The 24,816-nt window shown below is 32.8% G+C and carries 23 protein-coding genes and 4 tRNA genes; 25 read left to right on the forward strand and 2 right to left on the reverse strand.

The annotated features are described in order from the left end of the window. Positions 1-110 precede the first annotated feature (110 nt). The 25 genes from CX675_RS16830 (at position 111) to CX675_RS16945 (ending at position 22,953) form a co-directional block, all read left to right on the forward strand. Positions 111-1,472 (forward strand): pyridoxal-phosphate dependent enzyme, encoded by a 1,362-nt coding sequence (locus CX675_RS16830; protein ID WP_130736418.1) that lies wholly within the window; start codon positions 111-113, stop codon positions 1,470-1,472. 112 nt (positions 1,473-1,584) lie between these two features. Next, entirely contained in the window at positions 1,585-2,853 is a 1,269-nt protein-coding gene (locus CX675_RS16835) for a DUF2851 family protein (RefSeq protein WP_130736419.1), read from the forward strand. 28 nt (positions 2,854-2,881) lie between these two features. After that, entirely contained in the window at positions 2,882-3,100 is a 219-nt protein-coding gene (locus tag CX675_RS16840; protein WP_130736420.1) for a PspC domain-containing protein, read from the forward strand. 83 nt (positions 3,101-3,183) lie between these two features. After that, the gene (locus tag CX675_RS16845) at positions 3,184-4,854 is read left to right on the forward strand and encodes a sodium-dependent transporter (protein ID WP_130736421.1); all 1,671 of its coding nucleotides are present in this window, start codon (positions 3,184-3,186) and stop codon (positions 4,852-4,854) included. Positions 4,855-4,872: 18 nt separating this feature from the next. Next, complete coding sequence (locus tag CX675_RS19900) at positions 4,873-5,031, forward strand: hypothetical protein (protein ID WP_165396072.1); 159 nt, start codon at positions 4,873-4,875, stop codon at positions 5,029-5,031. A gap of 40 nt (positions 5,032-5,071) precedes the next feature. Further along, on the forward strand, positions 5,072-5,959 hold the full coding sequence (locus CX675_RS16850; protein ID WP_240723676.1) for a helix-hairpin-helix domain-containing protein: 888 nt from the start codon (positions 5,072-5,074) through the stop codon (positions 5,957-5,959). 38 nt (positions 5,960-5,997) lie between these two features. Then, positions 5,998-7,167 (forward strand): acyl-CoA dehydrogenase family protein, encoded by a 1,170-nt coding sequence (locus CX675_RS16855; RefSeq protein ID WP_130736422.1) that lies wholly within the window; start codon positions 5,998-6,000, stop codon positions 7,165-7,167. A 263-nt stretch (positions 7,168-7,430) separates the two neighbouring features. Beyond that, positions 7,431-7,625 (forward strand): 30S ribosomal protein S21, encoded by a 195-nt coding sequence (gene rpsU / locus CX675_RS16860; RefSeq protein ID WP_130736423.1) that lies wholly within the window; start codon positions 7,431-7,433, stop codon positions 7,623-7,625. A gap of 67 nt (positions 7,626-7,692) precedes the next feature. Next, entirely contained in the window at positions 7,693-8,589 is an 897-nt protein-coding gene (locus CX675_RS16865) for a tyrosine-type recombinase/integrase (RefSeq protein ID WP_130736424.1), read from the forward strand. Positions 8,590-8,622: 33 nt separating this feature from the next. Then, positions 8,623-8,925, forward strand: coding sequence for a ribosome hibernation-promoting factor, HPF/YfiA family (hpf, locus tag CX675_RS16870; protein WP_130736425.1), 303 nt, complete (start codon positions 8,623-8,625; stop codon positions 8,923-8,925). Positions 8,926-9,015: 90 nt separating this feature from the next. Beyond that, positions 9,016-9,089 (forward strand) — tRNA-Thr (locus tag CX675_RS16875). 34 nt (positions 9,090-9,123) lie between these two features. Continuing rightward, positions 9,124-9,204, forward strand: a tRNA-Tyr gene (locus tag CX675_RS16880). A 28-nt stretch (positions 9,205-9,232) separates the two neighbouring features. Further along, positions 9,233-9,304 (forward strand) — tRNA-Thr (locus tag CX675_RS16885). 57 nt (positions 9,305-9,361) lie between these two features. Continuing rightward, on the forward strand, positions 9,362-10,549 hold the full coding sequence (gene tuf / locus CX675_RS16890) for an elongation factor Tu (RefSeq protein WP_130736426.1): 1,188 nt from the start codon (positions 9,362-9,364) through the stop codon (positions 10,547-10,549). A gap of 62 nt (positions 10,550-10,611) precedes the next feature. After that, a tRNA-Trp gene (locus tag CX675_RS16895) sits at positions 10,612-10,683 on the forward strand. Positions 10,684-10,699: 16 nt separating this feature from the next. Then, positions 10,700-10,894, forward strand: a complete 195-nt coding sequence (gene secE / locus CX675_RS16900) for a preprotein translocase subunit SecE (protein WP_130736427.1) — start codon at positions 10,700-10,702, stop codon at positions 10,892-10,894. 4 nt (positions 10,895-10,898) lie between these two features. After that, positions 10,899-11,450 carry a transcription termination/antitermination protein NusG gene (nusG, locus tag CX675_RS16905; protein ID WP_130736428.1) on the forward strand — a complete coding sequence of 184 codons (552 nt, stop codon included), beginning with the start codon at positions 10,899-10,901 and terminating at the stop codon, positions 11,448-11,450. Between the two features lie 64 nt (positions 11,451-11,514). Next, a complete protein-coding gene (rplK, locus tag CX675_RS16910; RefSeq protein ID WP_130736429.1) occupies positions 11,515-11,952 on the forward strand; it encodes a 50S ribosomal protein L11 in 438 nt (145 codons plus the stop codon). A 19-nt stretch (positions 11,953-11,971) separates the two neighbouring features. Next, entirely contained in the window at positions 11,972-12,661 is a 690-nt protein-coding gene (gene rplA, locus CX675_RS16915) for a 50S ribosomal protein L1 (protein ID WP_130736430.1), read from the forward strand. A 23-nt stretch (positions 12,662-12,684) separates the two neighbouring features. Continuing rightward, positions 12,685-13,182 (forward strand): 50S ribosomal protein L10, encoded by a 498-nt coding sequence (gene rplJ, locus CX675_RS16920; protein WP_130736431.1) that lies wholly within the window; start codon positions 12,685-12,687, stop codon positions 13,180-13,182. A 57-nt stretch (positions 13,183-13,239) separates the two neighbouring features. Next, the gene (gene rplL, locus CX675_RS16925; RefSeq protein WP_130736432.1) at positions 13,240-13,611 is read left to right on the forward strand and encodes a 50S ribosomal protein L7/L12; all 372 of its coding nucleotides are present in this window, start codon (positions 13,240-13,242) and stop codon (positions 13,609-13,611) included. 122 nt (positions 13,612-13,733) lie between these two features. Next, complete coding sequence (rpoB, locus tag CX675_RS16930) at positions 13,734-17,546, forward strand: DNA-directed RNA polymerase subunit beta (protein ID WP_130736433.1); 3,813 nt, start codon at positions 13,734-13,736, stop codon at positions 17,544-17,546. A 133-nt stretch (positions 17,547-17,679) separates the two neighbouring features. Beyond that, positions 17,680-21,978 (forward strand): DNA-directed RNA polymerase subunit beta', encoded by a 4,299-nt coding sequence (rpoC, locus tag CX675_RS16935; RefSeq protein ID WP_130736434.1) that lies wholly within the window; start codon positions 17,680-17,682, stop codon positions 21,976-21,978. Positions 21,979-22,057: 79 nt separating this feature from the next. After that, positions 22,058-22,369, forward strand: a complete 312-nt coding sequence (locus tag CX675_RS16940; RefSeq protein WP_130736435.1) for a DUF3467 domain-containing protein — start codon at positions 22,058-22,060, stop codon at positions 22,367-22,369. Between the two features lie 89 nt (positions 22,370-22,458). Further along, on the forward strand, positions 22,459-22,953 hold the full coding sequence (locus CX675_RS16945; protein WP_130736436.1) for a GNAT family N-acetyltransferase: 495 nt from the start codon (positions 22,459-22,461) through the stop codon (positions 22,951-22,953). Positions 22,954-22,956: 3 nt separating this feature from the next. Here CX675_RS16945 and rluF read toward each other — a convergent pair whose 3' ends face one another. Further along, on the reverse strand, positions 22,957-23,748 hold the full coding sequence (gene rluF / locus CX675_RS16950) for a 23S rRNA pseudouridine(2604) synthase RluF (RefSeq protein ID WP_130736437.1): 792 nt from the start codon (positions 23,746-23,748) through the stop codon (positions 22,957-22,959). Between the two features lie 287 nt (positions 23,749-24,035). Next, positions 24,036-24,815, reverse strand: a complete 780-nt coding sequence (locus tag CX675_RS16955) for a zinc ribbon domain-containing protein (protein ID WP_130736438.1) — start codon at positions 24,813-24,815, stop codon at positions 24,036-24,038. Position 24,816 lies beyond the last annotated feature (1 nt).

Consider the following 24,816-nt stretch of genomic DNA (forward strand, 5'->3'; position numbering starts at 1 on the left):
AACAAGTTTAAAAAGCTATCACTTCCATCAGGGTTAATAAGCCATTCATTTTCATTTTTGTATTCGTAATATTCACACTATCTTTGCTAACAATTTTTTTCAATTATAAAATGAAATTTGCAAAAAACATACTAGAAACTATTGGAAACACACCATTAGTAAAAATCAATAAGTTAACACAAGAAATAGAGGCTTTAGTATTGGCTAAAGTGGAAACATTTAATCCTGGAAATTCTGTAAAAGATAGAATGGCAGTAAAAATGATTGAAGATGCTGAAGCAGATGGAAGATTAAAACCAGGCGGGACAATTATTGAAGGAACTTCAGGAAATACAGGAATGGGACTTGCTTTAGCTGCTATTGTAAAAGGATATAAATTAATATGTGTTATTTCTGACAAACAATCCAAAGAAAAAATGGATATTTTAAGAGCAGTTGGAGCAAAAGTAGTAGTTTGTCCTACTGATGTAGAGCCTACAGATCCTCGTTCGTATTATTCTGTTTCGAAACGTTTAGCCACAGAAACTGAAAATGCTTGGTATGTAAACCAATATGATAATCCTAGCAATGCTATTGCGCATTATGAACAAACAGCACCGGAAATTTGGGAACAAACAGATGGTAAAATTACTCATTTTGTTGTTGGTGTAGGGACTGGAGGAACTATTTCAGGTGTAGCAAAATATTTAAAAGAAAAGAATCCTAATGTTAAAATTTGGGGAGTTGATACGTATGGTTCAGTATTTAAAAAATACCATGAAACTGGGATTTTTGATGAAAACGAAATTTACTCTTATATTACTGAAGGAATAGGAGAAGATATCTTGCCAAAAAATGTTGATTTTTCTTTAATTGATGGTTTTACAAAAGTAACCGATAAAGATGCTGCGGTTTACACCCGTAAATTAGCTCTAGAAGAAGGTATTTTTGTGGGTAATTCTGCTGGTGCAGCGATAAAAGGAGTACTCCAATTAAAAGAACACTTTAAACCAGAAGATGTCGTTGTGGTATTGTTTCATGATTCTGGTAGTAGATATGTAGGAAAAATGTTTAACGATGATTGGATGCGTGAAAGAGGATTCTTAGAAGAAGAGGTAACCAAAGCTATTGATTTAATAAAAGAACATCAAGACAAGCCATTAGTAGTGGTGCGTACAGAAGAATTAGTTTCTCATGCCATCGAAAGATTAAAAAAATATAAAATATCACAAATTCCTGTAGTAGATACAACAGGTTTCGTGGGTAGCTTAGATGAAACGGATTTGTTTAGAAGTTATATAGAAGATAAAAACATCGCTGAAAAACCAATAAAAGATGTTATGGGAAAAGCCTTTCCGATTGTAAAAGCCACTACCCCAGTAGAAGAAGTGTCTAAATTAATTAATAAAGATAATCAAGCTGTTTTAGTTGAACTTGAAAATGGTAAATATCACATTATAACCAAACATGATGTAATTAGTTCAATTAAATAAAATTTTAATATCTAAAACAAAAAACCTGTAAAGCTATGATTTGCAGGTTTTTGTTTTTTATATATATTTGTACTTTCTATACGCCAAAAAAATAAAATTACACGCCATATCAATGAAAGAAGACTTCTTGCATTACGTTTGGTTATACAAAAAACTAAATGTAAATCAATTAAAAACAACTAAAGGAGAAAAACTCGAAATTCTCCATTTTGGGCATTATTTACAAACTGCTGGGCCCGATTTTTTCAATGCGCAACTTATTATAGACAACCAAAGATGGGCTGGAAATATTGAAATTCATATTAAATCTTCCGATTGGTATTTGCATCATCATGAAAAGGATAGAAATTATGACAATGTTATTTTACATGTCGTTTGGGAATTTGACGTAGAGGTCTATCGAAAAGATAACTCTGAAATTCCAGTTTTAGAATTAAAAAAATATGTTAATTCTAGCGATTATATTAATTATAATAAATTATTGGAGTCAAAATCATGGATTAATTGTGAAAATCAAATTAGAGAAGTAGATTCATTTTTATTAGAAAATTGGTTAGAACGTCTTTTTTTAGAAAGAATAGAAGATAAAACGAAACTAATTGTTGATTTGCTACAGGAAACCAAAAACGATTGGGATAGCGTTTTATTTTGTTTGTTAGCGAAAAATTTTGGATTAAATACAAACGCAGAAATATTCTTAAAAATGGCAAAAGCAATTCCTTTTACTATCATAAGAAAAGAATTATTTAATGAAGAAAATTTAGAAGCTATTTTTTATGGAATGACACATCTTTTAGAGAAAAAACATGAAGATACTTATTTTGAGGTTTTGTATTTTAAGTGGCAGTTGCTACGAGAAAAGTATCAATTAAAAATTGCTGTTTTTGAACCGCTACAGTTTTATAAGCTTCGTCCAGACAATTTTCCTACGATAAGATTGTCTCAATTAGCGGCTTTGTATAATGAGGTGCCTAATCTTTTCGACACCTGTATTGCTCTTAATGAAAGTACTGATTTTTACAAGCTATTTAATGTAACAGCTAGTTCTTATTGGGATTATCATTATAATTTTGATAAAGAAAGTGCTATTAGGAAAAAGAAAATTACTAAAGAATTTGTAGATTTATTAGTTATTAATGCAATAATTCCGATTCAATTTGCATATGCTAATTACTTGGGGAAGGATAATACAGAAAAAATTCTAAGATTAATCAGGCAGTTACGACCTGAAAAAAATAGCATTATTCAAAAGTTTGAACATTTTGGAATAATTTCAAAAACAAGCTTACATTCTCAAAGTTTACTACAATTAAAGAAACAGTATTGTGATACCAATAGATGTTTGAACTGTCATATTGGAATAGATTTAATTAAGAATTAATTATATTTGAATAAATTATTAAAGTAAAATGTATAAAATACTACACTTTTTCGAAAAACACGGGTTCTTTGTGGCAACTAGATTAGCAGATAAATTAGGAATGAGGGCTACAAACGTGAGATTGTTTTTCATTTATATTTCCTTTGTTACAGCTGGTTTAGGATTTGGTTTTTATCTTACTTTAGCTTTTTTATTAAAGTTAAAAGACATGATCTACACAAAACGTTCTTCGGTCTTTGATTTGTAAGTACTGAAAGCCAAAGGTTTAACTTTTCTTTGTTTTTTGGATACTTTTCTTATCTTTGGAAAATTAACAACCAATAAAAAAATATGTCAACAAAATCAGAATCATGGGGTTCTAGAGTAGGACTCATATTAGCAATGGCAGGTAATGCAGTAGGATTAGGAAATTTCCTTCGTTTTCCTGTACAAGCTGTTCAAAATGGAGGTGGAGCATTTATTATTCCTTATTTAGTTTGCTTTTTAGTAATGGGTATTCCGTTATTGTATATAGAATGGTCTTCAGGACGTTTTGGAGGTAAATTTGGAAATCATAGTACACCTTATATTTTAGATTCAATGGTAAAAGGTAGAATTCTAAAATACATAGGTGTTTTTGGAATTTTTACCAATATTGCTGTAGCTGCTTATTATTGTTATATTGAGTCTTGGACAATGTCATATGTGTATCATTCAGTTACAGGAACATTTAACGGTATGAGTCAGGCAGATGTGGCTAATTTCTTTAATGGTTATGTTGATGTAGCACATTCAACTACTGGAATTCCTTATGAAGCGGTGGTTTTTTATATAGTTTGTTTGCTATTAAACACTTTTATACTTTCTAAAGGTTTAGGAGGTATTGAGAAAGTTGCAAAAATAGGGATGCCATTATTGATTTTCTTCGGTGCTATTTTGGCTGTAAGAGGATTAACCTTAGGGACAAGTGGGGCTTCAGATATTTTTCCTGACGCCAATGCATGGGATGGATTAAACTTTTTATGGACTCCACAATATGAGTCGATTTTGGATTTAAAAGTATGGATGGCAGCTGCGGGCCAAATCTTCTTTACACTTTCTGTAGGTATGGGAACTATTCATTGTTATGCTTCTTATCTGAAAAGTAAAGACGATATTGCTTTAAATGCGGTTTCTGCAGGATTCATGAATGAGTTTGTTGAAGTGGTTTTAGGAAGCTTAATTGTTATTCCTATTGCTGCTGGATATTTAGGATTAGATTGGGTAATACAAAACGCAGGTTTTGGAATGGCTTTTCAAACCATGCCTTATCTGTTTCAACAATGGGGTAGTACGTTGGCTATTTTTGCAGGATTATTTTGGTTTGGATTATTGTTCTTTGCCGGAATTACTTCTTCTTTGGCTATGGGAACACCATGGATGGGCTTTATGAAAGATGAATTTGGATGGGGTAAAAATAAAGGAGCTTGGTCGTTTGGATTGATGGCTTTAATTCTTGGATTACCAACAGTAATATTTTTTCAAGAAGGTGTATTTGATGAGTATGATTATTGGGCAGGAACAGTAAGTTTAGTTGTCTTTGCAATGTTAGAAACCATTCTGTTTTCTTGGATTTTTGGTATGAACAAAGGATGGAAAGAAATTACCAGTGGCGCAGATATACGTGTGCCAAATGTATATAAGTTTATCATTAAGTTTATCACTCCTATTATGTTAATTATTATCTTTTTAGGTTCGTTATTTAAGCCTTTAAATAATGATTGGTCAGGAAATGTTTCTAGTTTCTTCTCTGGAAATGGATGGGCTTTAGATAATGGTTCAATTATAAAAACAATATTTCATGCTGGGATTAAAGAGCAAATAGCAGCAGCAACAGATCCAACAATCATAGCAGGATTAGAAGATAAAATGTTCTATTTAAATATTGCTCGTTTGTTACTTGTAGGTTTGTTTGTGTTTATTTCTTTATTGGTATACTTAGCTTTCCAGAAAAGAAGAAGAGAAGGAAGAGCAACCTTATAATTTTTAAAAAAGAAAAAAATGAATACAGAAGCATTAATTACAATGATAGCAACACAAGGAATAGTAATTTCTTTTGCTAGTTATTTTTTCTATAAAGTATTAACAATTCCTCCAAAGCAAGAGCCAGATTCATATAGTGAAAACGATGATGAATTGGTGAGACAATCAGAAGAGTAGTTGTTCAGTTTCTTTAAGAATTACATTCAATACATTTGTTTTGAAAAAGCAAATAAAGACATTAAAATCCTACTTCCTATTTTCGAAAGAACATAGAAGTGGGATTTTTTTATTGTTTCTATTAATTATAGTTGTACAATTTTTTTATTTTGTTATAAAAACAAATAATTTCTTTTTTCAAAATACTATAAAAGAAGATAAGGAGTGTCTTTTAATTCAAAAGAAGATTGATAGTTTAAAAAATGTAAAGGAAGAGACAGTTGCTATTCCTAAAAAGTTCAACCCAAATTTTATTTCAGATTACAAAGGCTATATGTTGGGAATGTCTATTACAGAAATAGATCGATTACATGCCTATAGAAAAGAAGGGAAATTTGTAAATTCTGTTAAGGAGTTTCAAGAAGTTACTCAAGTTTCAAATGAATTGTTACAAAAAATGGCACCTTTGTTTCAATTTCCAGAATGGGTAACTGCTAATAAAAAACAAAAATCTTTTGAAACATTCGTAAAAAAAGAAAAAGAGAAAATAATCCCTATTGATTTAAATCTAGCAACCAAAGAAGATTTAATGAAAGTATATGGTATAGGAGATAAAATTTCAGATATAATTTTAAAAGAAAAGGAAAAATTTGGGTCGTTTGCTTCAATAGAGCAATTAGCCTTTGTTTGGGGAGTTTCTCCTGAAGTTTTTCAAGAATGTAAACAGCGATTCTTTGTGCAATCAAACGTTGTGGTTACTAAAATAAATATCAATACAGCATCAGTAAAAGAATTGGTTAAATTTCCTTATTTTAATTATGCCTTTTCAAAAGAAATTATTACTTATAGAAGTATGAACGGCGTTTTACAAAATATTGATGATTTGGCAAAAATTAACAGCTGTCCTTTAGAAAAATTAAAAATAATCGCCTTATATTTGGAATTCTAAAAAAAATAACTCAATTTAAACAAGTCAGTTGCAGATTTATGAATTCAAAATACTTCACAGAAGAACATCAATTATTTAGATCAAGTTTTAGGGATTTTCTACAAAAAGAAGTCGTGCCTCATATTGAAAAATGGGAAAAAACAGGAACAGTTGAACGTTTCATTTGGAAAAAATTCGGTGAAATGGGTTTCTTTGGTTTAAAATATCCAGAAGCTTATGGTGGACTCAATTTAGATCTATTTTATACTGTAATCTTTTTAGAAGAATTGCAAAAAATAAAATCAGCTGGTTTTGCAGCAGCTATGTGGGCTCATTCTTATTTAGCCATGACACATTTAAATGCAGAAGCTAGCGAACAAATAAAACAAGATTTTTTAGTACCTAGTATTTCAGGAGATAAAATAGGTGCGTTATGTATTACAGAACCTTTCGGAGGTAGTGATGTGGCAGGAATGCGTACTACAGCTGTAAAAAAAGACAATCAGTATGTTATCAATGGCTCTAAAACATTCATTACAAATGGAGTTTATGCAGACTATTATGTGGTGGCTGCAAAAACAAATCCAGAACTTGGCAACAAGGGAATAAGTATCTTTCTAATTGAAACAAATACACCTGGAGTAACCGCTATAAAACTAGATAAGTTGGGATGGAGAGCTTCAGATACTGCAGAAATTTCATTTGATAATGTGGTAATTCCTGCGGAAAATTTAATGGGAGAAGAAGGAAAAGGTTTTCCTTATATCATGCAACATTTTGCTTTGGAAAGATTAGTAATGGCTATTAATGCTCATGCAAGAGCAGAATATGCTATCGATTACACAATAGAATATATGTCGCAAAGAGAAGCGTTTGGGAAAACTATAGATAAATTTCAAGCGTTAAGACATAAATTAGTAGAACATGCAACCGATGTGGAGCATTGCAAAGTCTTTAATTATGAGGCTGTTGCATGTTTGGACAAAGGTGAGTATGTGGTAAAAGAAGCAACTATGGCTAAACTGAAATCAACTAAAGTAGCAGACGAAGCTATTTATAGTTGCTTACAAATGCTTGGAGGTTATGGCTATATGGAAGAGTATCCGCTGGCACGTTTATTTAGAGATAGTCGTTTAGGTCCTATAGGTGGAGGAACTTCTGAGATTCTTAAAGAAATTCTTTCTAAAATGATTATTGACAATAAGAACTATAAACCAGCAGTAGAATAAATATTTTTTTGAATAACTTTTTATTTTTTTTGAAGCAATTCCTGCAGTCCATTGTATCTTTTCTATAGGTTATTACAATTTCTAATAAAAAAATGAGCTTCCTCTGGTCGCTTTTTTTTATAACAAATTATACCATAACCAACTAGAAAAGGATGTCATTGCCTTCAGGGCTACTCAAATAGATTTAAATATTTAAAAAAAGTATTTGATATTAAAAATAAATTTTTACTTTTGCAGTCTAAATGAAAGGGGGTGCCTAAATTATGTTAATTATACCAATTAAAGACGGAGAAAATATCGATAAAGCGTTAAAACGTTATAAAAGAAAATTTGATAAAACTGGAACAGTTCGTCAGTTAAGAGCTAGACAAGCTTTTCACAAACCGTCAATCGTTAAAAGAGCTCAAGTTCAAAAAGCAGCTTATATTCAAAGATTAAAAGATTCATTAGAGTCTTAATATTTTGAATTCAAAATATAAAACCGTTAGATAATAAAGTGTAACTTTGTTTCTAACGGTTTTTTTTATGACTACAAATTTGCAAGCATATCAGGATTATTTACTGAAAGAGAAAAAATATTCAATTCTTACGGTTAATGCTTATTTTGCGGATATTTTGTCTTTTCAACAGTTTTTAAAAGATCAGCATGATAGCGTGTCTTTAGAAAGTGTTGTATATTCCTTAATAAGAAGTTGGATTGTTTATTTGGTTGAAAATGATATTTCAAATCAATCAATCAATAGAAAGATGGCTTCCCTAAAGTCTTTTTACAAGTTTTTGCTTAAAATAAAAGTTATTCAAGTAAATCCATTGTTGAAACATAAGTCTTTAAAGACACCAAAGAAAGTACAAATTCCATTTTCTGAGAAAGAAATTGAAAATGTTTTTGAGATGCATCAATTTGTTAAGGATTTTGAAGGGTTGCGAAATCAATTAATTATAGAGTTGTTTTACGCAACAGGTATTAGAAGGGCTGAATTGATAAATTTAAAGGTTTCTAATATTGATTTTTCAAATAAAACGTTAAAAGTTTTAGGGAAAAGAAATAAAGAAAGAATTATTCCTTTATTGGCTTGTACCAATGATTTACTTAAAGAGTATTTGGGTTTACGTTTGGAAAAATTAGGAGGGCAAAATTCAGATGTGTTAATTTTGTCAAAAGCAGCAAATAAAATTAGTGAATCATTTGTCTATCGTTTAATTAATGATTACTTTAGTAGTGTGTCTCTTAAAGTAAAAAAGAGTCCTCACGTTCTTAGGCATTCATTTGCAACTCATTTGCTAAATAATGGAGCCGATTTAAATTCAGTAAAAGAATTATTAGGTCATGCTAGTTTGTCATCTACACAGATTTATACTCATAGTAGCCTCGCAGAGTTAAAGAATGTGTATCAAAATGCGCATCCTAGAAACCAAAAATAATTCGCTTGTCTAACCTAAGTAATTTTAAAAAGTATGAAAGTAAATGTTCAGGCAGTTAACTTTAATGTTGATAAAAAATTAATCAACTTTATTCAAGAGCGATTAGATAAATTGGAAAAGTATTTCGACAAAGTGATTTCTTCAGAAGTATTTTTAAAACTTGAGAATACGAGTGATAAGGAAAATAAAACAGTAGAAATTAAAATTCATGTTCCTGGAGATGAATTTATGGTTAAAAAAACGTGTAAAACCTTTGAAGAGGCGGTAGATCTTTCCGAAGAATCATTAGAAAGAATTTTGGTAAAGTATAAGGAAAAAATAAGAGCACATGTTTAAAGAAAAAAAAAGATAAAAAAAGTTTTGAATAAAAAATAAATTATATACATTTGCAGTCCGTTAGAAATAGCGGGCTTTTTTATTGTAGTTGCCGGTGTAGCTCAGCTGGCTAGAGCAGCTGATTTGTAATCAGCAGGTCGTGGGTTCGAGTCCCTCCATCGGCTCGAAAAAGATAAGTAACTGATAATAAAAAAGATAGGGGAGATACTCAAGCGGCCAACGAGGGCAGACTGTAAATCTGCTGGGAAACCTTCGCAGGTTCGAATCCTGCTCTCCCCACTAACATTCCTGTTGATGACAGATGTAAGCCGGTGTAGCTCAGGGGTAGAGTGCTTCCTTGGTAAGGAAGAGGTCACGGGTTCAAATCCCGTCATTGGCTCTGGAAATGTTATAATTTTTGAACACTAATATATAACTAAGATTAAATTATTAAATCATGGCAAAAGGAAATTTTGATCGTTCCAAACCACACTTAAACATTGGTACTATTGGACACGTAGATCACGGTAAGACAACTTTAACTGCTGCAATAACTAAAGTGTTATCAGATGCTGGTTATTCTGAAGCAAAATCGTTTGATCAAATTGATAATGCACCAGAAGAAAAAGAAAGAGGTATTACAATTAATACTTCTCACGTAGAATATGCTACAGCAAACCGTCACTATGCTCACGTTGACTGTCCAGGTCACGCGGATTACGTTAAGAACATGGTTACTGGAGCTGCGCAAATGGATGGAGCTATCTTGGTGGTTGCTGCTACTGATGGTCCTATGCCACAAACTCGTGAGCACATCCTTTTAGGTCGCCAAGTAGGTGTTCCAAGAATGGTTGTTTTCATGAACAAAGTTGATATGGTTGATGATGCTGAGTTATTAGAGCTTGTTGAAATGGAGATTAGAGATTTATTGTCTTTCTATCAGTATGATGGGGATAATGGTCCAGTTATCCAAGGTTCAGCTTTAGGAGCATTAAACGGAGAGCAAAAATGGGTTGATACAGTATTGGCTTTAATGGAAGCTGTTGATAACTGGATTGAATTACCAGCTCGTGATGTTGATAAGCCATTCTTGATGCCAGTTGAAGATGTATTTACAATTACAGGTCGTGGAACTGTTGCTACAGGTCGTATCGAAACTGGTATTGCTAATACAGGAGATCCAGTTGAGATCGTTGGTATGGGTGCTGAGAAATTAACATCAACTATTACAGGTATTGAGATGTTTCGTCAGATCCTTGATAGAGGTGAGGCTGGAGATAACGCGGGTATCTTGTTGAGAGGTATTGCTAAAGAAGATATTAAAAGAGGAATGGTTATTGTTAAACCGGGATCTGTTAAGCCACATGCTCATTTCAAAGCAGAGGTGTATATCTTGAAAAAAGAAGAGGGTGGACGTCATACTCCATTCCATAATAACTACCGTCCTCAGTTTTATGTACGTACAACTGATGTTACAGGTACTATTACTTTGCCAGCTGGTGTAGAGATGGTTATGCCAGGTGATAACTTAACTATTGAAGTTAAATTATTAAGCGCTATTGCATTATCTGTTGGATTACGTTTCGCGGTTCGTGAAGGTGGTAGAACAGTTGGTGCTGGTCAGGTAACTGAAATCTTAGACTAATTAATTTTAAGTCTATAAATAAATAAATAGCCAGTTGATTGTTTTCAACTGGCTTATAATAAACGGGCGTAGTACAAGGGCTAGTATAGTGGTCTCCAAAACCATTGATGGGGGTTCGAATCCCTCCGCCCGTGCAAATCATATAAAGTAATGGCGAATTTTGTTAATTATATTTCAGAAGCATTTCAAGAATTGAAATCTAACGTAACTTGGCCAGAATGGGCTGAAGTGCAACGTCTAACAATTATAGTGGCTTTGTTTTCAGTGATTTTTGCCCTTTTGACTTTTGGTGTAGATGAATTATTTGTTAAGGCTCTTGAAGGCTTTTTTAACTTGCTAAAATAGTATCATGGCAGATAATAATGTTAAAAAGTGGTATGTTGTAAGAGCGGTAAGTGGTCAAGAAAATAAAGTTAAAGCTTATATTGAATCTGAAACACTAAGATTAGGAATGTCTGATTATGTTTCTCAGGTTTTGGTTCCTACTGAAAAAGTGGTTCAAATTAGAGATGGAAAAAAAACAGCTAAGGAAAAAGTATATTTTCCTGGCTATATTATGGTTGAGGCTAATCTTACAGGAGAAGTTCCTCATATTATTAAATCTATACCAGGTGTTATTGGTTTTTTAGGGGAGACTAAAGGAGGGGAGCCAGTTCCTTTAAGAATGTCAGAAGTGAATAGAATGTTAGGTAAGGTTGACGAATTATCTGTTAAAGTTGATAATATAGCGATTCCATTTTCTGTTGGAGAGACCGTAAAGGTGATAGATGGGCCTTTTAATGGTTTTAATGGTTCTATTGAAAAGGTTAACGAAGAGAAACGTAAGCTTGAAGTAATGGTGAAGATTTTTGGAAGAAAAACACCATTAGAATTAAGTTTTATGCAAGTTGAGAAAATATAATAAGTTACATATATAAATCACATCAATCGCTTCCAATTGATAGATGTGCTAAATTTTTTTAAAAATGGCAAAAGAAGTTAGTAAAGTAGTTAAACTACAAGTTAAGGGAGGTGCTGCGAATCCATCGCCACCGGTTGGACCTGCTTTGGGGGCTGCTGGGGTTAACATCATGGAGTTCTGTAAGCAATTTAATGCTAGAACTCAAGATAAACCTGGCAAAGTTTTACCAGTACAAATTACTGTGTATAAAGACAAGTCTTTTGACTTTGTTGTTAAAACGCCACCTGCTGCAATTCAAATTTTAGAAGCAGCAAAAGTTAAGTCAGGTTCAGGAGAACCAAATCGTAAAAAAGTAGCAAGTGTTACTTGGGATCAAATCAAAGCTATTGCTGAAGACAAGATGCCAGATTTAAATGCTTTTACAATCGAAAAAGCGATGAGTATGGTTGCTGGAACAGCTAGATCTATGGGTATAACAGTTTCAGGAGACGCTCCTTTTTAATCGTTAAAAGAGAATTAACATGGCAAAATTGACAAAAAAACAAAAAGAGGCTGCTTCAAAAATTGAAAAGAATAAACAATATACTTTAAAAGATGCTGCTGCATTAATTAAAGTTGTTTCTTCTGCAAAATTTGATGAGTCTGTAGATATTGCAGTTCGTTTAGGTGTAGACCCAAGAAAAGCGAACCAAATGGTAAGAGGAGTAGTAACATTACCTCACGGAACAGGTAAAGATGTTCGTGTGTTAGCTTTAGTTACTCCAGATAAAGAAGAAGAAGCTAAAGCAGCTGGTGCAGACCATGTTGGATTAGATGACTATCTTCAAAAAATTAAAGATGGTTGGACAGATGTTGATGTAATTATTACAATGCCTGCTGTTATGGGTAAATTAGGACCTTTAGGACGTATTTTAGGGCCAAGAGGTTTAATGCCAAACCCTAAAACAGGTACAGTAACTATGGATGTTGCTAAAGCTGTTCAAGAAGTAAAGTCTGGTAAAATTGACTTTAAAGTTGATAAAACTGGTATTGTGCATGCAGGTATTGGTAAAGTATCTTTTGATGCTGATAAAATCTATGACAATGCACACGAAATTATTCAAACATTAATTAAATTAAAACCAACTGCAGCTAAAGGTACTTATATTAAGTCTATTCACTTATCAAGTACAATGAGTCCTGCTATTGCTTTAGATCCTAAGGCAGTATAATTTGGTAGTTAAAAATTTTTAATATGACTAGAGAAGAAAAATCAATCGCTATTGAAGATTTAACTGCAAAGTTAGCGGGAGTAAATGTTATCTATTTAGCAGATACTTCGGGACTAGATGCAGATTCTACTTCAAACTTAAGAAGAGCTTGTTTTAAAGCAGGAATCAAATTAGAGGTAGTTAAAAATACTTTGCTTGAAAAAGCAATGGAAGCTTCTGATACTGATTTTGGTGATTTACCATCAGTTTTAAAAGGAAATACTTCTGTAATGATTTCTGATGTTGCTAATGCTCCTGCGAAAATCATCAAAGAATTCCGTAAAAAGGGAAGTAAGCCAATTTTAAAAGGTGCTTACATTACTGAGGATGTTTATATCGGTGATGAAAACTTAGATAAATTAGCTTCAATCAAATCTAGAGCTGAAGTTATTGGTGAAATCATTGGATTATTACAATCACCAGCTCAAAGAGTTATTGCTGCACTTCAAAATCAAGAAGGTAAAGAAGACGCGGCTGAATAATAATGAACGCACATTAATAAATTATAATTTTTACAAAACATTTTAAAAGATAGAAAAATGGCAGATTTGAAACAATTCGCAGAACAATTAGTTAACTTAACTGTTAAAGAAGTTAATGAATTAGCAACAATATTAAAAGATGAGTATGGTATCGAGCCAGCTGCTGCTGCAGTTGTAGTTTCTGGAGGTGGAGACGGTGCTGGTGCTGCTGCTGAACAAACTGAGTTTACAGTTGTATTAAAAGATGCAGGTGCTTCTAAATTAGCAGTTGTAAAAGCAGTTAAAGAATTAACTGGTTTAGGTCTTAAAGAAGCTAAAGATATGGTAGACGGTGCTCCTGCAAACGTTAAAGAAGGAGTTTCTAAAGATGAGGCTGAAGGTCTTAAGAAAGCTTTAGAAGAAGCTGGTGCTGTAGTTGAGCTTAAATAAGCTAAATTTAGTTTACAAAGCAGGTTTAGGTCTTGAGATAAGCTCTCAAAGACCTAAACCATTTTGCGTATATTATCGTTTTATACGTTTTTAATTTTTTTCTAAATAAAATTTGTCCATTGATGATTACTAATCAGACTGAAAGATTAAATTTTGCTTCTACTAAGAATATTCCTAATTATCCTGACTTTTTGGATATTCAGGTGAAATCTTTTAAGGATTTTTTCCAATTGGAAACAAAATCTGACGAAAGAGGCAACGAAGGTCTCTATAACACCTTCATGGAAAATTTCCCAATAACGGATACGAGAAATCAATTCGTTTTAGAATTTCTTGATTACTTTATAGACCCACCAAGGTATACAATTGAAGAATGTATTGACAGAGGATTAACATACAGCGTGCCTTTAAAAGCTAGGCTAAAATTATACTGTACAGATCCAGAGCATGAAGATTTTGAGACAATTGTTCAAGATGTGTATTTAGGAACTATTCCTTATATGACTCCTAGTGGAACATTCGTAATTAATGGAGCTGAACGTGTTGTTGTATCTCAGTTGCACCGTTCTCCGGGTGTTTTCTTTGGACAATCATTCCATGCAAATGGAACGAAATTATACTCAGCAAGAATTATTCCTTTCAAAGGTTCTTGGATTGAATTTGCTACGGATATCAATAGTGTAATGTATGCATACATTGATAGAAAGAAAAAATTACCTGTTACAACTTTGTTTAGAGCTATTGGTTTCGAAAGAGATAAAGATATTCTAGAGATATTTGATTTAGCTGAAGAAATTAAAGTTTCTAAAACAGGAATAAAAAAATATATTGGAAGAAAACTTGCTGCTCGTGTTTTAAATACTTGGCATGAAGATTTCGTAGATGAAGATACTGGTGAAGTTGTATCGATAGAACGTAATGAAATTATTTTAGATCGTGATACAATCTTAGATAAAGATAATGTTGAAGAAATTATTGATGCAGATGTTAAAGCTATTCTTTTACATAAAGAAGATAATAATGCAGCTGATTATACTATTATTCACAATACTTTACAGAAAGACCCAACAAACTCTGAAAAAGAGGCTGTTGAACATATTTATAGACAATTACGTAACGCTGAACCACCTGATGAGGAAACGGCTCGCGGTATTATAGATAAATTATTCTTTTCTGATCAACGTTATAACTTAGGTGAAGTTGGTCGTTATAGAATGAACAAAAAATTACAGTTAGATATTCCAATGGAAAAGCAAGTCTTAACCAAAGAGGATATCATAACTATCGTTAAATATTTGATTGAATTAATCAATTCTAAAGCAGAAATTGATGATATTGATCACTTATCTAATAGACGTGTAAGAACAGTTGGAGAGCAATTGTCTTCACAATTCGGAGTTGGACTTGCTCGTATGGCAAGAACAATTAGAGAAAGAATGAACGTTAGAGATAACGAGGTATTTACACCTATCGATTTGATTAATGCAAAAACATTATCATCGGTAATCAACTCTTTCTTTGGAACCAATCAGTTATCTCAATTTATGGATCAAACAAATCCATTAGCCGAGATTACTCACAAACGTCGTTTATCTGCACTTGGACCTGGAGGTTTATCTAGAGAAAGAGCTGGTTTCGAGGTGCGTGACGTTCACTATACGCATTATGGACGTTTATGTCCTATTGAAACACCTGAAGGACCAAACATTGGTTTGATTTCTTCTTTAGGAGTTTATGCTAAAGTTAACGGAATGGGATTCATCGAAACCCCTTATCGTAAAGTAACTGATGGTGTTGTAGATTTAGAATCAGAACCAATTTACTTGAGTGCAGAAGAAGAAGAAGGAAAAATGATTGCACAAGCAAACATTGAAATGAATGATGGAGGTAAAATTACAGCTGAAAGAGTTATTGCTCGTGAAGAAGGTGATTTTCCAGTTGTGGAACCAAATGTTGTTCATTACACTGACGTTGCACCAAATCAAATTGCTTCTATTTCTGCTTCTTTAATTCCTTTCTTAGAGCATGATGATGCGAACCGTGCCTTGATGGGATCAAACATGATGCGTCAGGCTGTTCCTTTATTAAGACCAGAATCTCCAATTGTAGGAACTGGTTTAGAAAGACAAGTAGCGTCTGATTCTCGTGTACTTATTAATGCTGAAGGAGATGGTATCGTTACTTATGTTGATGCAAATAAAATTACCATCAAATACGATAGAACGGAAGAAGAAAGAATGGTAAGTTTTGAAGAGGATGAAAAAACATACCAATTAATTAAATTTAGAAAAACGAACCAAAGTACTTCAATCAACTTAAAACCAATCGTTAGAAAAGGAGATAAAGTTGCAAAAGGACAGGTACTTTGTGAAGGATATGCAACACAAAACGGAGAACTAGCTTTAGGTAGAAACTTGAAAGTAGCCTTCATGCCTTGGAAAGGGTATAACTTCGAGGATGCGATTGTAATTTCTGAAAAAGTAGTTCGTGATGATATTTTTACTTCAATCCATATTGATGATTATTCGTTAGAAGTTCGTGATACGAAATTAGGTAATGAAGAATTAACAAATGATATTCCAAATGTTTCTGAAGAAGCTACTAAAGATTTAGATGAAAATGGAATGATTAGAATTGGTGCGGAAGTAAAACCTGGCGATATTCTTATTGGAAAAATTACTCCAAAGGGAGAGTCAGATCCAACACCTGAAGAAAAATTATTACGCGCTATTTTTGGAGACAAAGCTGGTGATGTTAAAGACGCATCTTTAAAAGCATCTCCATCGTTACACGGAGTAGTTTTAGATAAAAAATTATTTGCTAAAGCTGTTAAAGATAAGCGTAAGCGTTCTAAAGATAAAGAAGATATAGACAAACTTGATATAGAATTTGAAGTAAAATTCAATGAGTTAAAAGACAAGTTAATCGAAAAATTATTTGTTATTATTGATGGTAAAACATCACAAGGTGTAATGAATGATTTAGGTGAAGAAGTATTACCAAAAGGTAAAAAATTCACGAAGAAAATGTTACAATCAGTAGATGATTTTGCTCATTTAACAAAAGGACAATGGACAACTGATGAGATTACAAATAAAATGGTAAATGATTTAGTTCATAACTTCAAAATTAAGTTGAATGACTTACAAGGATGGTTAAGAAGAGAGAAATTTACTATTACTGTTGGAGATGAATTACCAGCAGGTATCTTAAAGTTAGCTAAAGTTTACATCGCTAAAAAACGTAAGTTAAAAGTTGGTGATAAAATGGCAGGTCGTCACGGTAACAAAGGTATTGTGGCAAGAATAGTAAGACATGAAGATATGCCTTTCTTAGAAGATGGAACACCGGTTGATATCGTGTTAAACCCACTTGGGGTGCCTTCTCGTATGAACATTGGTCAGATTTATGAAACCGTATTAGGATGGGCTGGAATGAACTTAGGAAGAAAGTTCGCAACACCTATTTTTGATGGTGCATCTTTAGATCAAATCAATGCCTTAACTGATGAAGCAGGAATTCCAAGATTTGGTCATACTTACTTGTATGATGGAGGTACTGGAGAACGTTTCCACCAGCCAGCAACTGTGGGTGTAATTTACATGTTAAAATTAGGACACATGGTAGATGATAAAATGCACGCTCGTTCTATTGGTCCATACTCATTAATTACGCAACAGCCATTAGGAGGTAAAGCGCAATTCGGAGGTCAGCGTTTTGGAGAAATGGAGGTTTGGGCACTTGAAGCATACGGTGCATCTAGTACTTTAAGAGAAATATTGACGGTTAAATCTGATGATGTAATCGGTAGAGCTAAAACTTACGAATCAATCGTAAAAGGAGAAACAATGCCAGAACCAGGATTACCAGAATCATTCAATGTATTAATGCATGAATTGAAAGGTCTTGGTTTAGACATCAGATTAGAAGAATAAATAAGCAGTAACAGTCTCAGTCGCAGTAATCAGTTTTGCGACTGAATACTGAGGCTGTTTCCTAAATATACATATTTTAGGACTGTATAACTGAACAAAAAGTTTTTTACAAAAAATCGATAGTAATCAGATCATGACAAGATTAAAAGATAAAAACACCGTTAAAAGATTTAACAGAATTACGATAGGATTGGCTTCACCAGAATCTATTTTGGCAGAGTCAAGAGGTGAGGTTTTAAAACCAGAAACTATTAACTATCGTACGCACAAACCTGAAAGAGATGGTCTTTTCTGTGAAAGAATTTTCGGACCAGTAAAGGATTATGAATGTGCCTGCGGAAAATATAAAAGAATCCGTTATAAAGGGATTGTTTGTGACCGTTGTGGTGTTGAAGTAACAGAAAAGAAAGTTCGTAGAGATAGAGTAGGTCACATTAATTTAGTGGTACCTATCGCTCACATCTGGTATTTCCGTTCGTTACCAAATAAAATTGGTTATATTTTAGGATTACCTTCTAAGAAATTAGATATGATTATTTACTACGAAAGATACGTAGTAATTCAACCAGGTATTGCTAAAGGTCCAGAAGGAGAAACATTAAATAAATTAGATTTCTTAACGGAAGAAGAGTATTTAAATATTTTAGATACACTTCCAATGGAAAATCAATATTTAGATGATACCGATCCAAATAAATTCATCGCTAAAATGGGTGCTGAATGTATCATGGATTTATTATCTAGAATAGATTTAGATTCTTTGTCGTTTGAATTGCGTCATGCTGCAAACACAGAAACATCTAAACAACGTAAAACAGAAGCTTTAAAACGTTTAAATATCGTTGAATCGTTCCGTGAAGCTAACTTAAACAGAGAAAATCTACCAGAATGGATGATTTTAAAAGTAATTCCAGTTATTCCACCAGAATTACGTCCGTTAGTGCCACTTGATGGAGGTCGTTTCGCAACTTCAGATTTAAATGATTTGTATAGAAGGGTAATTATTCGTAACAATCGTTTAAAAAGATTAGTTGAGATTAAAGCTCCAGAAGTTATCTTACGTAACGAAAAACGTATGCTTCAAGAAGCAGTAGATTCGTTATTTGATAATACTAGAAAAGCATCTGCTGTTAAGACAGAATCAAACAGACCTTTAAAATCGTTATCGGATTCCTTAAAAGGTAAACAAGGTCGTTTCCGTCAAAACTTATTAGGTAAACGTGTGGATTATTCAGCTCGTTCTGTAATTGTTGTGGGACCTGAATTGAAGATGTATGAGTGTGGTTTACCAAAAGATATGGCTGCTGAATTATACAAACCTTTTGTAATTCGTAAATTAATTGAAAGAGGTATTGTTAAAACGGTAAAATCAGCTAAGAAAATTATTGATAAAAAAGAACCAGTAGTATGGGATATCTTAGAAAATGTAATTAAAGGTCATCCAGTATTATTGAATCGTGCTCCTACACTTCACCGTTTAGGTATTCAGGCTTTCCAACCAAAATTAATCGAAGGAAAAGCAATTCAGTTACACCCATTAACGTGTACTGCATTTAACGCCGATTTCGATGGTGACCAGATGGCTGTTCACTTACCTTTAGGACCTGAAGCAATTTTAGAAGCACAATTATTAATGCTAGCTTCTCATAATATCTTGAACCCTGCAAATGGTGCACCTATTACTGTACCTTCTCAGGACATGGTTCTTGGTTTATATTATATGACTAAAGAGCGTTTATCAACTCCTGAATTAAAAATTAAAGGAGAAGGTTTAACTTTTTACTCAGCTGAAGAAGTAAATATTGCAATTAACGAAGGTAAATTAGACTTAAATGCTCGTATTAAAGTTAGAGCAAAAGATTTTAACGAAAATGGTGAATTAGTTTATAAAGTAATTCAAACTACTGCTGGTAGAGTATTATTTAATGAAGTGGTTCCTGAACAAGCGGGTTATATCAACGAAGTCTTAACTAAAAAATCATTACGTGATATTATTGGTAAAATCTTAGGAGTAACAGATGTACCTACAACTGCTGCTTTCTTAGATGATATGAAAAACATGGGTTATAAATTCGCTTTCCAAGGTGGTTTATCATTCAGTTTAGGGGATATTATTATCCCAGAGAAGAAACAAGATTTAATTGCAGATGCAAATGAACAAGTTGAAGCGATTACAATGAACTATAACATGGGGCTTATTACAAATAATGAGCGTTATAATCAGGTAATTGACGTTTGGACATCTACTAATGCATTGTTAACAGAATTAGCAATGAAAAACATTAGAGAAGACCAACAAGGATTCAACTCGGTATATATGATGCTTGATTCTGGTGCGAGGGGTTCTAAAGAGCAAATTCGTCAGTTAACTGGTATGCGTGGTTTGATGGCTAAGCCTAAAAAATCGACTGCTGGTGGTGGTGAAATTATTGAAAACCCGATTCTTTCTAACTTTAAAGAAGGATTATCAATCTTAGAATACTTTATCTCAACTCACGGTGCTCGTAAGGGTCTTGCGGATACTGCTCTTAAAACTGCCGATGCAGGATACTTAACAAGAAGGTTACATGACGTATCACAAGATGTTATTGTAAACTCAGTAGATTGTGGTACTTTAAGAGGAATTGAGGTTACAGCATTAAAGAAAAATGAAGAAATTGTTGAGTCTTTAGGAGAGAGAATTTTAGGTCGTGTGGCTTTACATGATGTAATCAATCCTTTAACTTCTGAAGTATTAGTTCCAGCTGGAGAACAAATTACAGAAGCTTTAGTTAGAAAAATTGAGAACTCTCCTTTAGAAAGAATTGAAGTGCGTTCTCCATTAACTTGTGAAGCTGAAAAAGGAATTTGTGCTAAATGTTACGGAAGAAACTTAGCAACTGGTAAAATGACTCAAAAAGGAGAAGCTGTTGGAGTTATTGCTGCACAGTCAATTGGTGAGCCTGGTACACAGTTAACACTTCGTACGTTCCACGTTGGAGGGGTTGCTGGAGGATTATCTGAAGAGTCAAGCATTGTTACTAAATTTGCAGGTCGTTTAGAAATCGAAGATTTAAAAACAGTTATCGGAGAAGATGCAGAAGGAAATTCAGTGGATATTGTAATTTCACGTTCTACTGAGTTAAAATTAGTAGATGTAACTACAGGTATCGTTTTAAATACACATAATATTCCTTATGGTTCTAGTATTTTCGTAAAAGACGGTGAAACGGTTGAAAAAGGAACTACCATCTGTAAATGGGATCCATATAATGGAGTTATTATTTCTGAATTTACGGGTAAAGTAGAATATGAAGATATCAAACAAGGGGATTCGTTTGTAGTTGAAATTGATGAGCAAACTGGTTTCCAAGAAAAAGTAATTTCTGAATCTCGTAATAAAAAATTAATTCCTACATTACATATTTACGGTAAAGATGGTGAACTAATTCGTTCATACAACTTACCAGTAGGAGCACACTTAATGGTTGATGATGGAGAGAAAATTAAAGCGGGTAAAATTTTAGTAAAAATTCCTCGTCGTTCTTCTAAAGCAGGGGATATTACAGGAGGTTTACCAAGAATTACAGAGCTTTTAGAAGCACGTAATCCTTCAAATCCTGCTGTGGTTTCTGAAATTGATGGAGTGGTTACTTTTGGTAAAATTAAGAGAGGAAATAGAGAGATTGCTATCGAATCTAAATTTGGTGAAGTGAAGAAATATTTAGTAAAACTTTCTAACCAAATTTTAGTTCAAGAAAATGACTATGTAAAAGCTGGTATGCCACTTTCTGATGGAGCAATTACTCCAGAAGATATTTTAAGAATTAAAGGACCTTCTGCTGTACAACAGTATTTAGTAAATGAAATTCAAGAAGTATACCGTTTGCAAGGGGTAAAAATTAATGACAAGCACTTTGAGGTAGTAATTCGTCAAATGATGCGTAAAGTTCAAATTCAAGATCCAGGAGATACTTTATTCTTAGAAGATCAATTGGCTCACACAAGTGACTTTATCGTTGAAAATGATAAATTATACGGAATGAAAGTAATTGAAGATGCAGGAGATTCTCAAAATCTTAAAGCAGGTCAAATTATCACGCCACGTCAATTACGTGATGAAAACTCATTACTAAAACGTGAAGATAAAAACCTAGTTGTAGCCAGAGATATTATCACAGCAACTGCAACACCGGTTCTTCAAGGTATTACTAGAGCTTCGTTACAAACAAAATCATTCATTTCTGCAGCTTCTTTCCAAGAAACAACTAAAGTATTAAATGAAGCAGCTGTAGCTGGAAAAATAGATACTTTAGAAGGCTTGAAAGAAAATGTAATTGTAGGTCACAGAATTCCTGCAGGTACTGGTATGAGAGAATATGATAATACCATCGTAGGATCAAAAGAAGAGTATAATGAGTTAATGGCTGCTAAAGAAGAATTTAATTATTAATAATTAGTAGCTCGTTACCGCAAAGTATAACCAAAACCTAACAGATTTTTTCTGTTAGGTTTTTTTAAAATTAGTATTTATGGAAAATAATAATAACCAACAAGGTCAAATTAATATTGAGTTAGATGAAAAGACGGCAGAAGGGATTTATTCTAATTTAGCTATTATTAATCATTCTAACAGCGAGTTTGTGGTCGATTTTATTGCAATTATGCCAGGTGTGCCTAAAGCAAAAGTAAAATCACGTATTGTTTTAACTCCGCAGCACGCTAAAAGATTATTGAAAGCTATGGCAGAAAATATCCAACGCTTTGAAGCAGCTCATGGTAAAATTGAAGAAGGAGAACAGCCACAGGTTCCTTTAAACTTTGGGCCAACAGGACAAGCTTAATAAGAGTTAATAAAGACAAACCATTTAGTTTTCTAAATGGTTTTTTATTCTTTACGATAAATAAAAAAAACTATCTCAATCCTATTCTGATGAACATTGTTAAAATAGAAAAAGAACAATTAGCAATCGTTAAAGAACTGGCCTATGCTATTTGGCCGGTGGCATATAAAGAAATCTTATCTCAAGAACAATTAGAGTATATGCTTGCCGAATTTTATGATATTCAAGCCTTAGAAGCGCAATTAATTGATAAAAAACATGTTTTTTATATGGTTATCAATGAAGATGACAAGCCCGTAGGTTTTGTTTCTTACGAATTAAATTGCCAACCAGAAAAAACAAAAATCCATAAGATATATGTTTTGCCCGAGACACAGGGAACAGGCTTGGGGAAACAATTGGTACATTTTGTGAAAGAAAGAGCAGTAGAGAACAACCAAAAAGCTCTTTTTTTAAATGTAAACAAATACAATCAAGCAAAGTTTTTCTATGAAAAATTAGGCTTTACAATTGTAGAAGAGGAAGTTATCGATATCGGTCACAATTATGTGATGGACGATTATGTAATGGAAGTTATTTTATAAATACTACCTATTTCGATCTCTATAATTTCTTTTACCAGTAAATTTACTTTTATTACTTGGTAAACTAGCTTCTTCAGTTTTACTAGAAGGCGCAATTAATTGATTTAAATCGGTAATTTCTTTTTTAGTTAATAATCGATATTTGCCCAAAGGAACATCCAAAGCAATATTAATAATTCGTGTACGCTTTAAAGCCACAACCTCATAATCTAGATATTCACACATTCTGCGTATTTGACGGTTTAATCCTTGCGTTAAAACAATTCGAAAAACCGTTTTGCTCACTTGTTCTACTTTACATTTTCGGGTAATGGTATCTAAAATAGGAATACCATTACTCATTCGCTGAATAAAACGATCGGTTATTGGTTTATTTACAGTTACAATATATTCTTTTTCGTGATTGTTTCTAGCACGTAGAATTTTATTTACAATATCTCCATCATTTGTAAGGAAAATCAAACCTTCACTAGCTTTGTCTAAACGACCAATAGGGAAAATACGCTCTGGATAATTGATAAAATCAATAATATTGTCTTTTACTTCTAAATTGGTAGTGCATTCAATACCTGGTGGTTTGTTGAAAGCCAAATAAATTTTAGCTTCTTTTTTTACCTGGATTAATTTACCATTCACATGCACTTCATCGTCTGGTCCCACTTTGGTCCCCATTTCAGGCACTTGTCCGTTAATAGTTACACGACCTTGCTCAATTAAACGATCGGCTTCTCTACGAGAGCAAAATCCTGATTCTGATAAAAACTTATTAACCCGAATTAAATTTCCTTCTTCCATGCTGCAAAGATAGTTTTTTTATAGATTACTGACCGTTTCCTATTAAATAGTAATACTGTTTTTTTTGAAGCACAACGTAGCTACTTTTAAATCAAACTGTCCCGCTATACGCTATATCTTTTTTATTTTTCACATATACTTTGGTAAAACACTAAAAAGGGACCTAAAATAAAAAAGGATGCCGCTACTATCGGGGCTAGAAAAGAACCTTACTTTTTAGATGCAAGCCATAAAAAAATCCCGAAAGAATTTTTCGGGATTTTATAAATTTATTAGGAATGAAAGAATTATAACTTAGCAAATAATTTTTCCATTTCTTCTTTTACCTCTTCAGCTAAAACATTATCAATTAAAATTCTACCACTGTGCTCATCAGTAATAATTTTTTTACGACCCGCAATTTCCATTTGCGTTTGTGGTGGAATAGTAAAGAAAGAACCAGCAGAAGCACCTCTTTCAATAGAAACAACAGCTAAACCATTTCTAACACTTCCTCTAATTCTTTGGTAAGCTTGTAATAAACGGTCTTCGATTTGTGTTTGATATTCTTCTGATTTTTCTTGTAAGAAGTTTTCTTCTTTTTCAGTTTCAGACATAATATCGTTTAACTCCGCTTTTTTATGTTTTAAATGTTGTTGTTTACCGTCTAATTTTTCTTTAGACTGCGTTAATACTTCTTTTTTATGTTCGATAGAAGCTTTCATCTCTCTAATGTGCTTTTCAGCCAATTGGATTTCTAACTCTTGGTACTCAACTTCTTTTGTTAAAGAGTTGAATTCTCTGTTATTACGAACATTTTTTTGTTGCTCTAAGTATTTTTTGATATTAGCTTTATGATCATCGATGGCATTTTTCTTTTCTTTAATTTGCACATCAATAGTTTCTAAATCTGATTTTAATTTATCTAAACGAGTAGTTAGACCGGCAACTTCGTCTTCTAAATCTTCCACTTCAAGAGGAAGTTCACCTCTTACATTACGTATTTCATCAATCTTTGAGTCAACTAGCTGTAAAGCATAAAGTGCTCTTAATTTGTCTTCTACGCTAAGTTCTTTTTTGTTTGCCATA

The sequence above is a fragment of the Flavobacterium sp. J27 genome (assembly GCF_004303025.1).
Classification (GTDB): Bacteria; Bacteroidota; Bacteroidia; order Flavobacteriales; family Flavobacteriaceae; genus Flavobacterium.

Bases quoted from the DNA above. Each gene is read 5' to 3' on its own strand.
- CX675_RS16945 (WP_130736436.1), top strand. From the start codon at position 22,459: ATGAACATTGTTAAAATAGAAAAAGAACAATTAGCAATCGTTAAAGAA.
- CX675_RS16940 (WP_130736435.1), top strand. From the start codon at position 22,058: ATGGAAAATAATAATAACCAACAAGGTCAAATTAATATTGAGTTAGAT.
- tuf (WP_130736426.1), top strand. From the start codon at position 9,362: ATGGCAAAAGGAAATTTTGATCGTTCCAAACCACACTTAAACATTGGT.
- rplL (WP_130736432.1), top strand. From the start codon at position 13,240: ATGGCAGATTTGAAACAATTCGCAGAACAATTAGTTAACTTAACTGTT.
- rpoB (WP_130736433.1), top strand. From the start codon at position 13,734: ATGATTACTAATCAGACTGAAAGATTAAATTTTGCTTCTACTAAGAAT.
- rplA (WP_130736430.1), top strand. From the start codon at position 11,972: ATGGCAAAATTGACAAAAAAACAAAAAGAGGCTGCTTCAAAAATTGAA.
- secE (WP_130736427.1), top strand. From the start codon at position 10,700: ATGGCGAATTTTGTTAATTATATTTCAGAAGCATTTCAAGAATTGAAA.
- CX675_RS16840 (WP_130736420.1), top strand. From the start codon at position 2,882: ATGTATAAAATACTACACTTTTTCGAAAAACACGGGTTCTTTGTGGCA.
- CX675_RS16830 (WP_130736418.1), top strand. From the start codon at position 111: ATGAAATTTGCAAAAAACATACTAGAAACTATTGGAAACACACCATTA.
- rluF (WP_130736437.1), bottom strand. From the start codon at position 23,748: ATGGAAGAAGGAAATTTAATTCGGGTTAATAAGTTTTTATCAGAATCA.
- CX675_RS16855 (WP_130736422.1), top strand. From the start codon at position 5,998: ATGAATTCAAAATACTTCACAGAAGAACATCAATTATTTAGATCAAGT.
- CX675_RS19900 (WP_165396072.1), top strand. From the start codon at position 4,873: ATGAATACAGAAGCATTAATTACAATGATAGCAACACAAGGAATAGTA.
- CX675_RS16835 (WP_130736419.1), top strand. From the start codon at position 1,585: ATGAAAGAAGACTTCTTGCATTACGTTTGGTTATACAAAAAACTAAAT.
- nusG (WP_130736428.1), top strand. From the start codon at position 10,899: ATGGCAGATAATAATGTTAAAAAGTGGTATGTTGTAAGAGCGGTAAGT.
- rpsU (WP_130736423.1), top strand. From the start codon at position 7,431: ATGTTAATTATACCAATTAAAGACGGAGAAAATATCGATAAAGCGTTA.
- rplJ (WP_130736431.1), top strand. From the start codon at position 12,685: ATGACTAGAGAAGAAAAATCAATCGCTATTGAAGATTTAACTGCAAAG.
- CX675_RS16865 (WP_130736424.1), top strand. From the start codon at position 7,693: ATGACTACAAATTTGCAAGCATATCAGGATTATTTACTGAAAGAGAAA.
- rplK (WP_130736429.1), top strand. From the start codon at position 11,515: ATGGCAAAAGAAGTTAGTAAAGTAGTTAAACTACAAGTTAAGGGAGGT.
- CX675_RS16845 (WP_130736421.1), top strand. From the start codon at position 3,184: ATGTCAACAAAATCAGAATCATGGGGTTCTAGAGTAGGACTCATATTA.
- rpoC (WP_130736434.1), top strand. From the start codon at position 17,680: ATGACAAGATTAAAAGATAAAAACACCGTTAAAAGATTTAACAGAATT.
- CX675_RS16955 (WP_130736438.1), bottom strand. From the start codon at position 24,815: ATGGCAAACAAAAAAGAACTTAGCGTAGAAGACAAATTAAGAGCACTT.
- hpf (WP_130736425.1), top strand. From the start codon at position 8,623: ATGAAAGTAAATGTTCAGGCAGTTAACTTTAATGTTGATAAAAAATTA.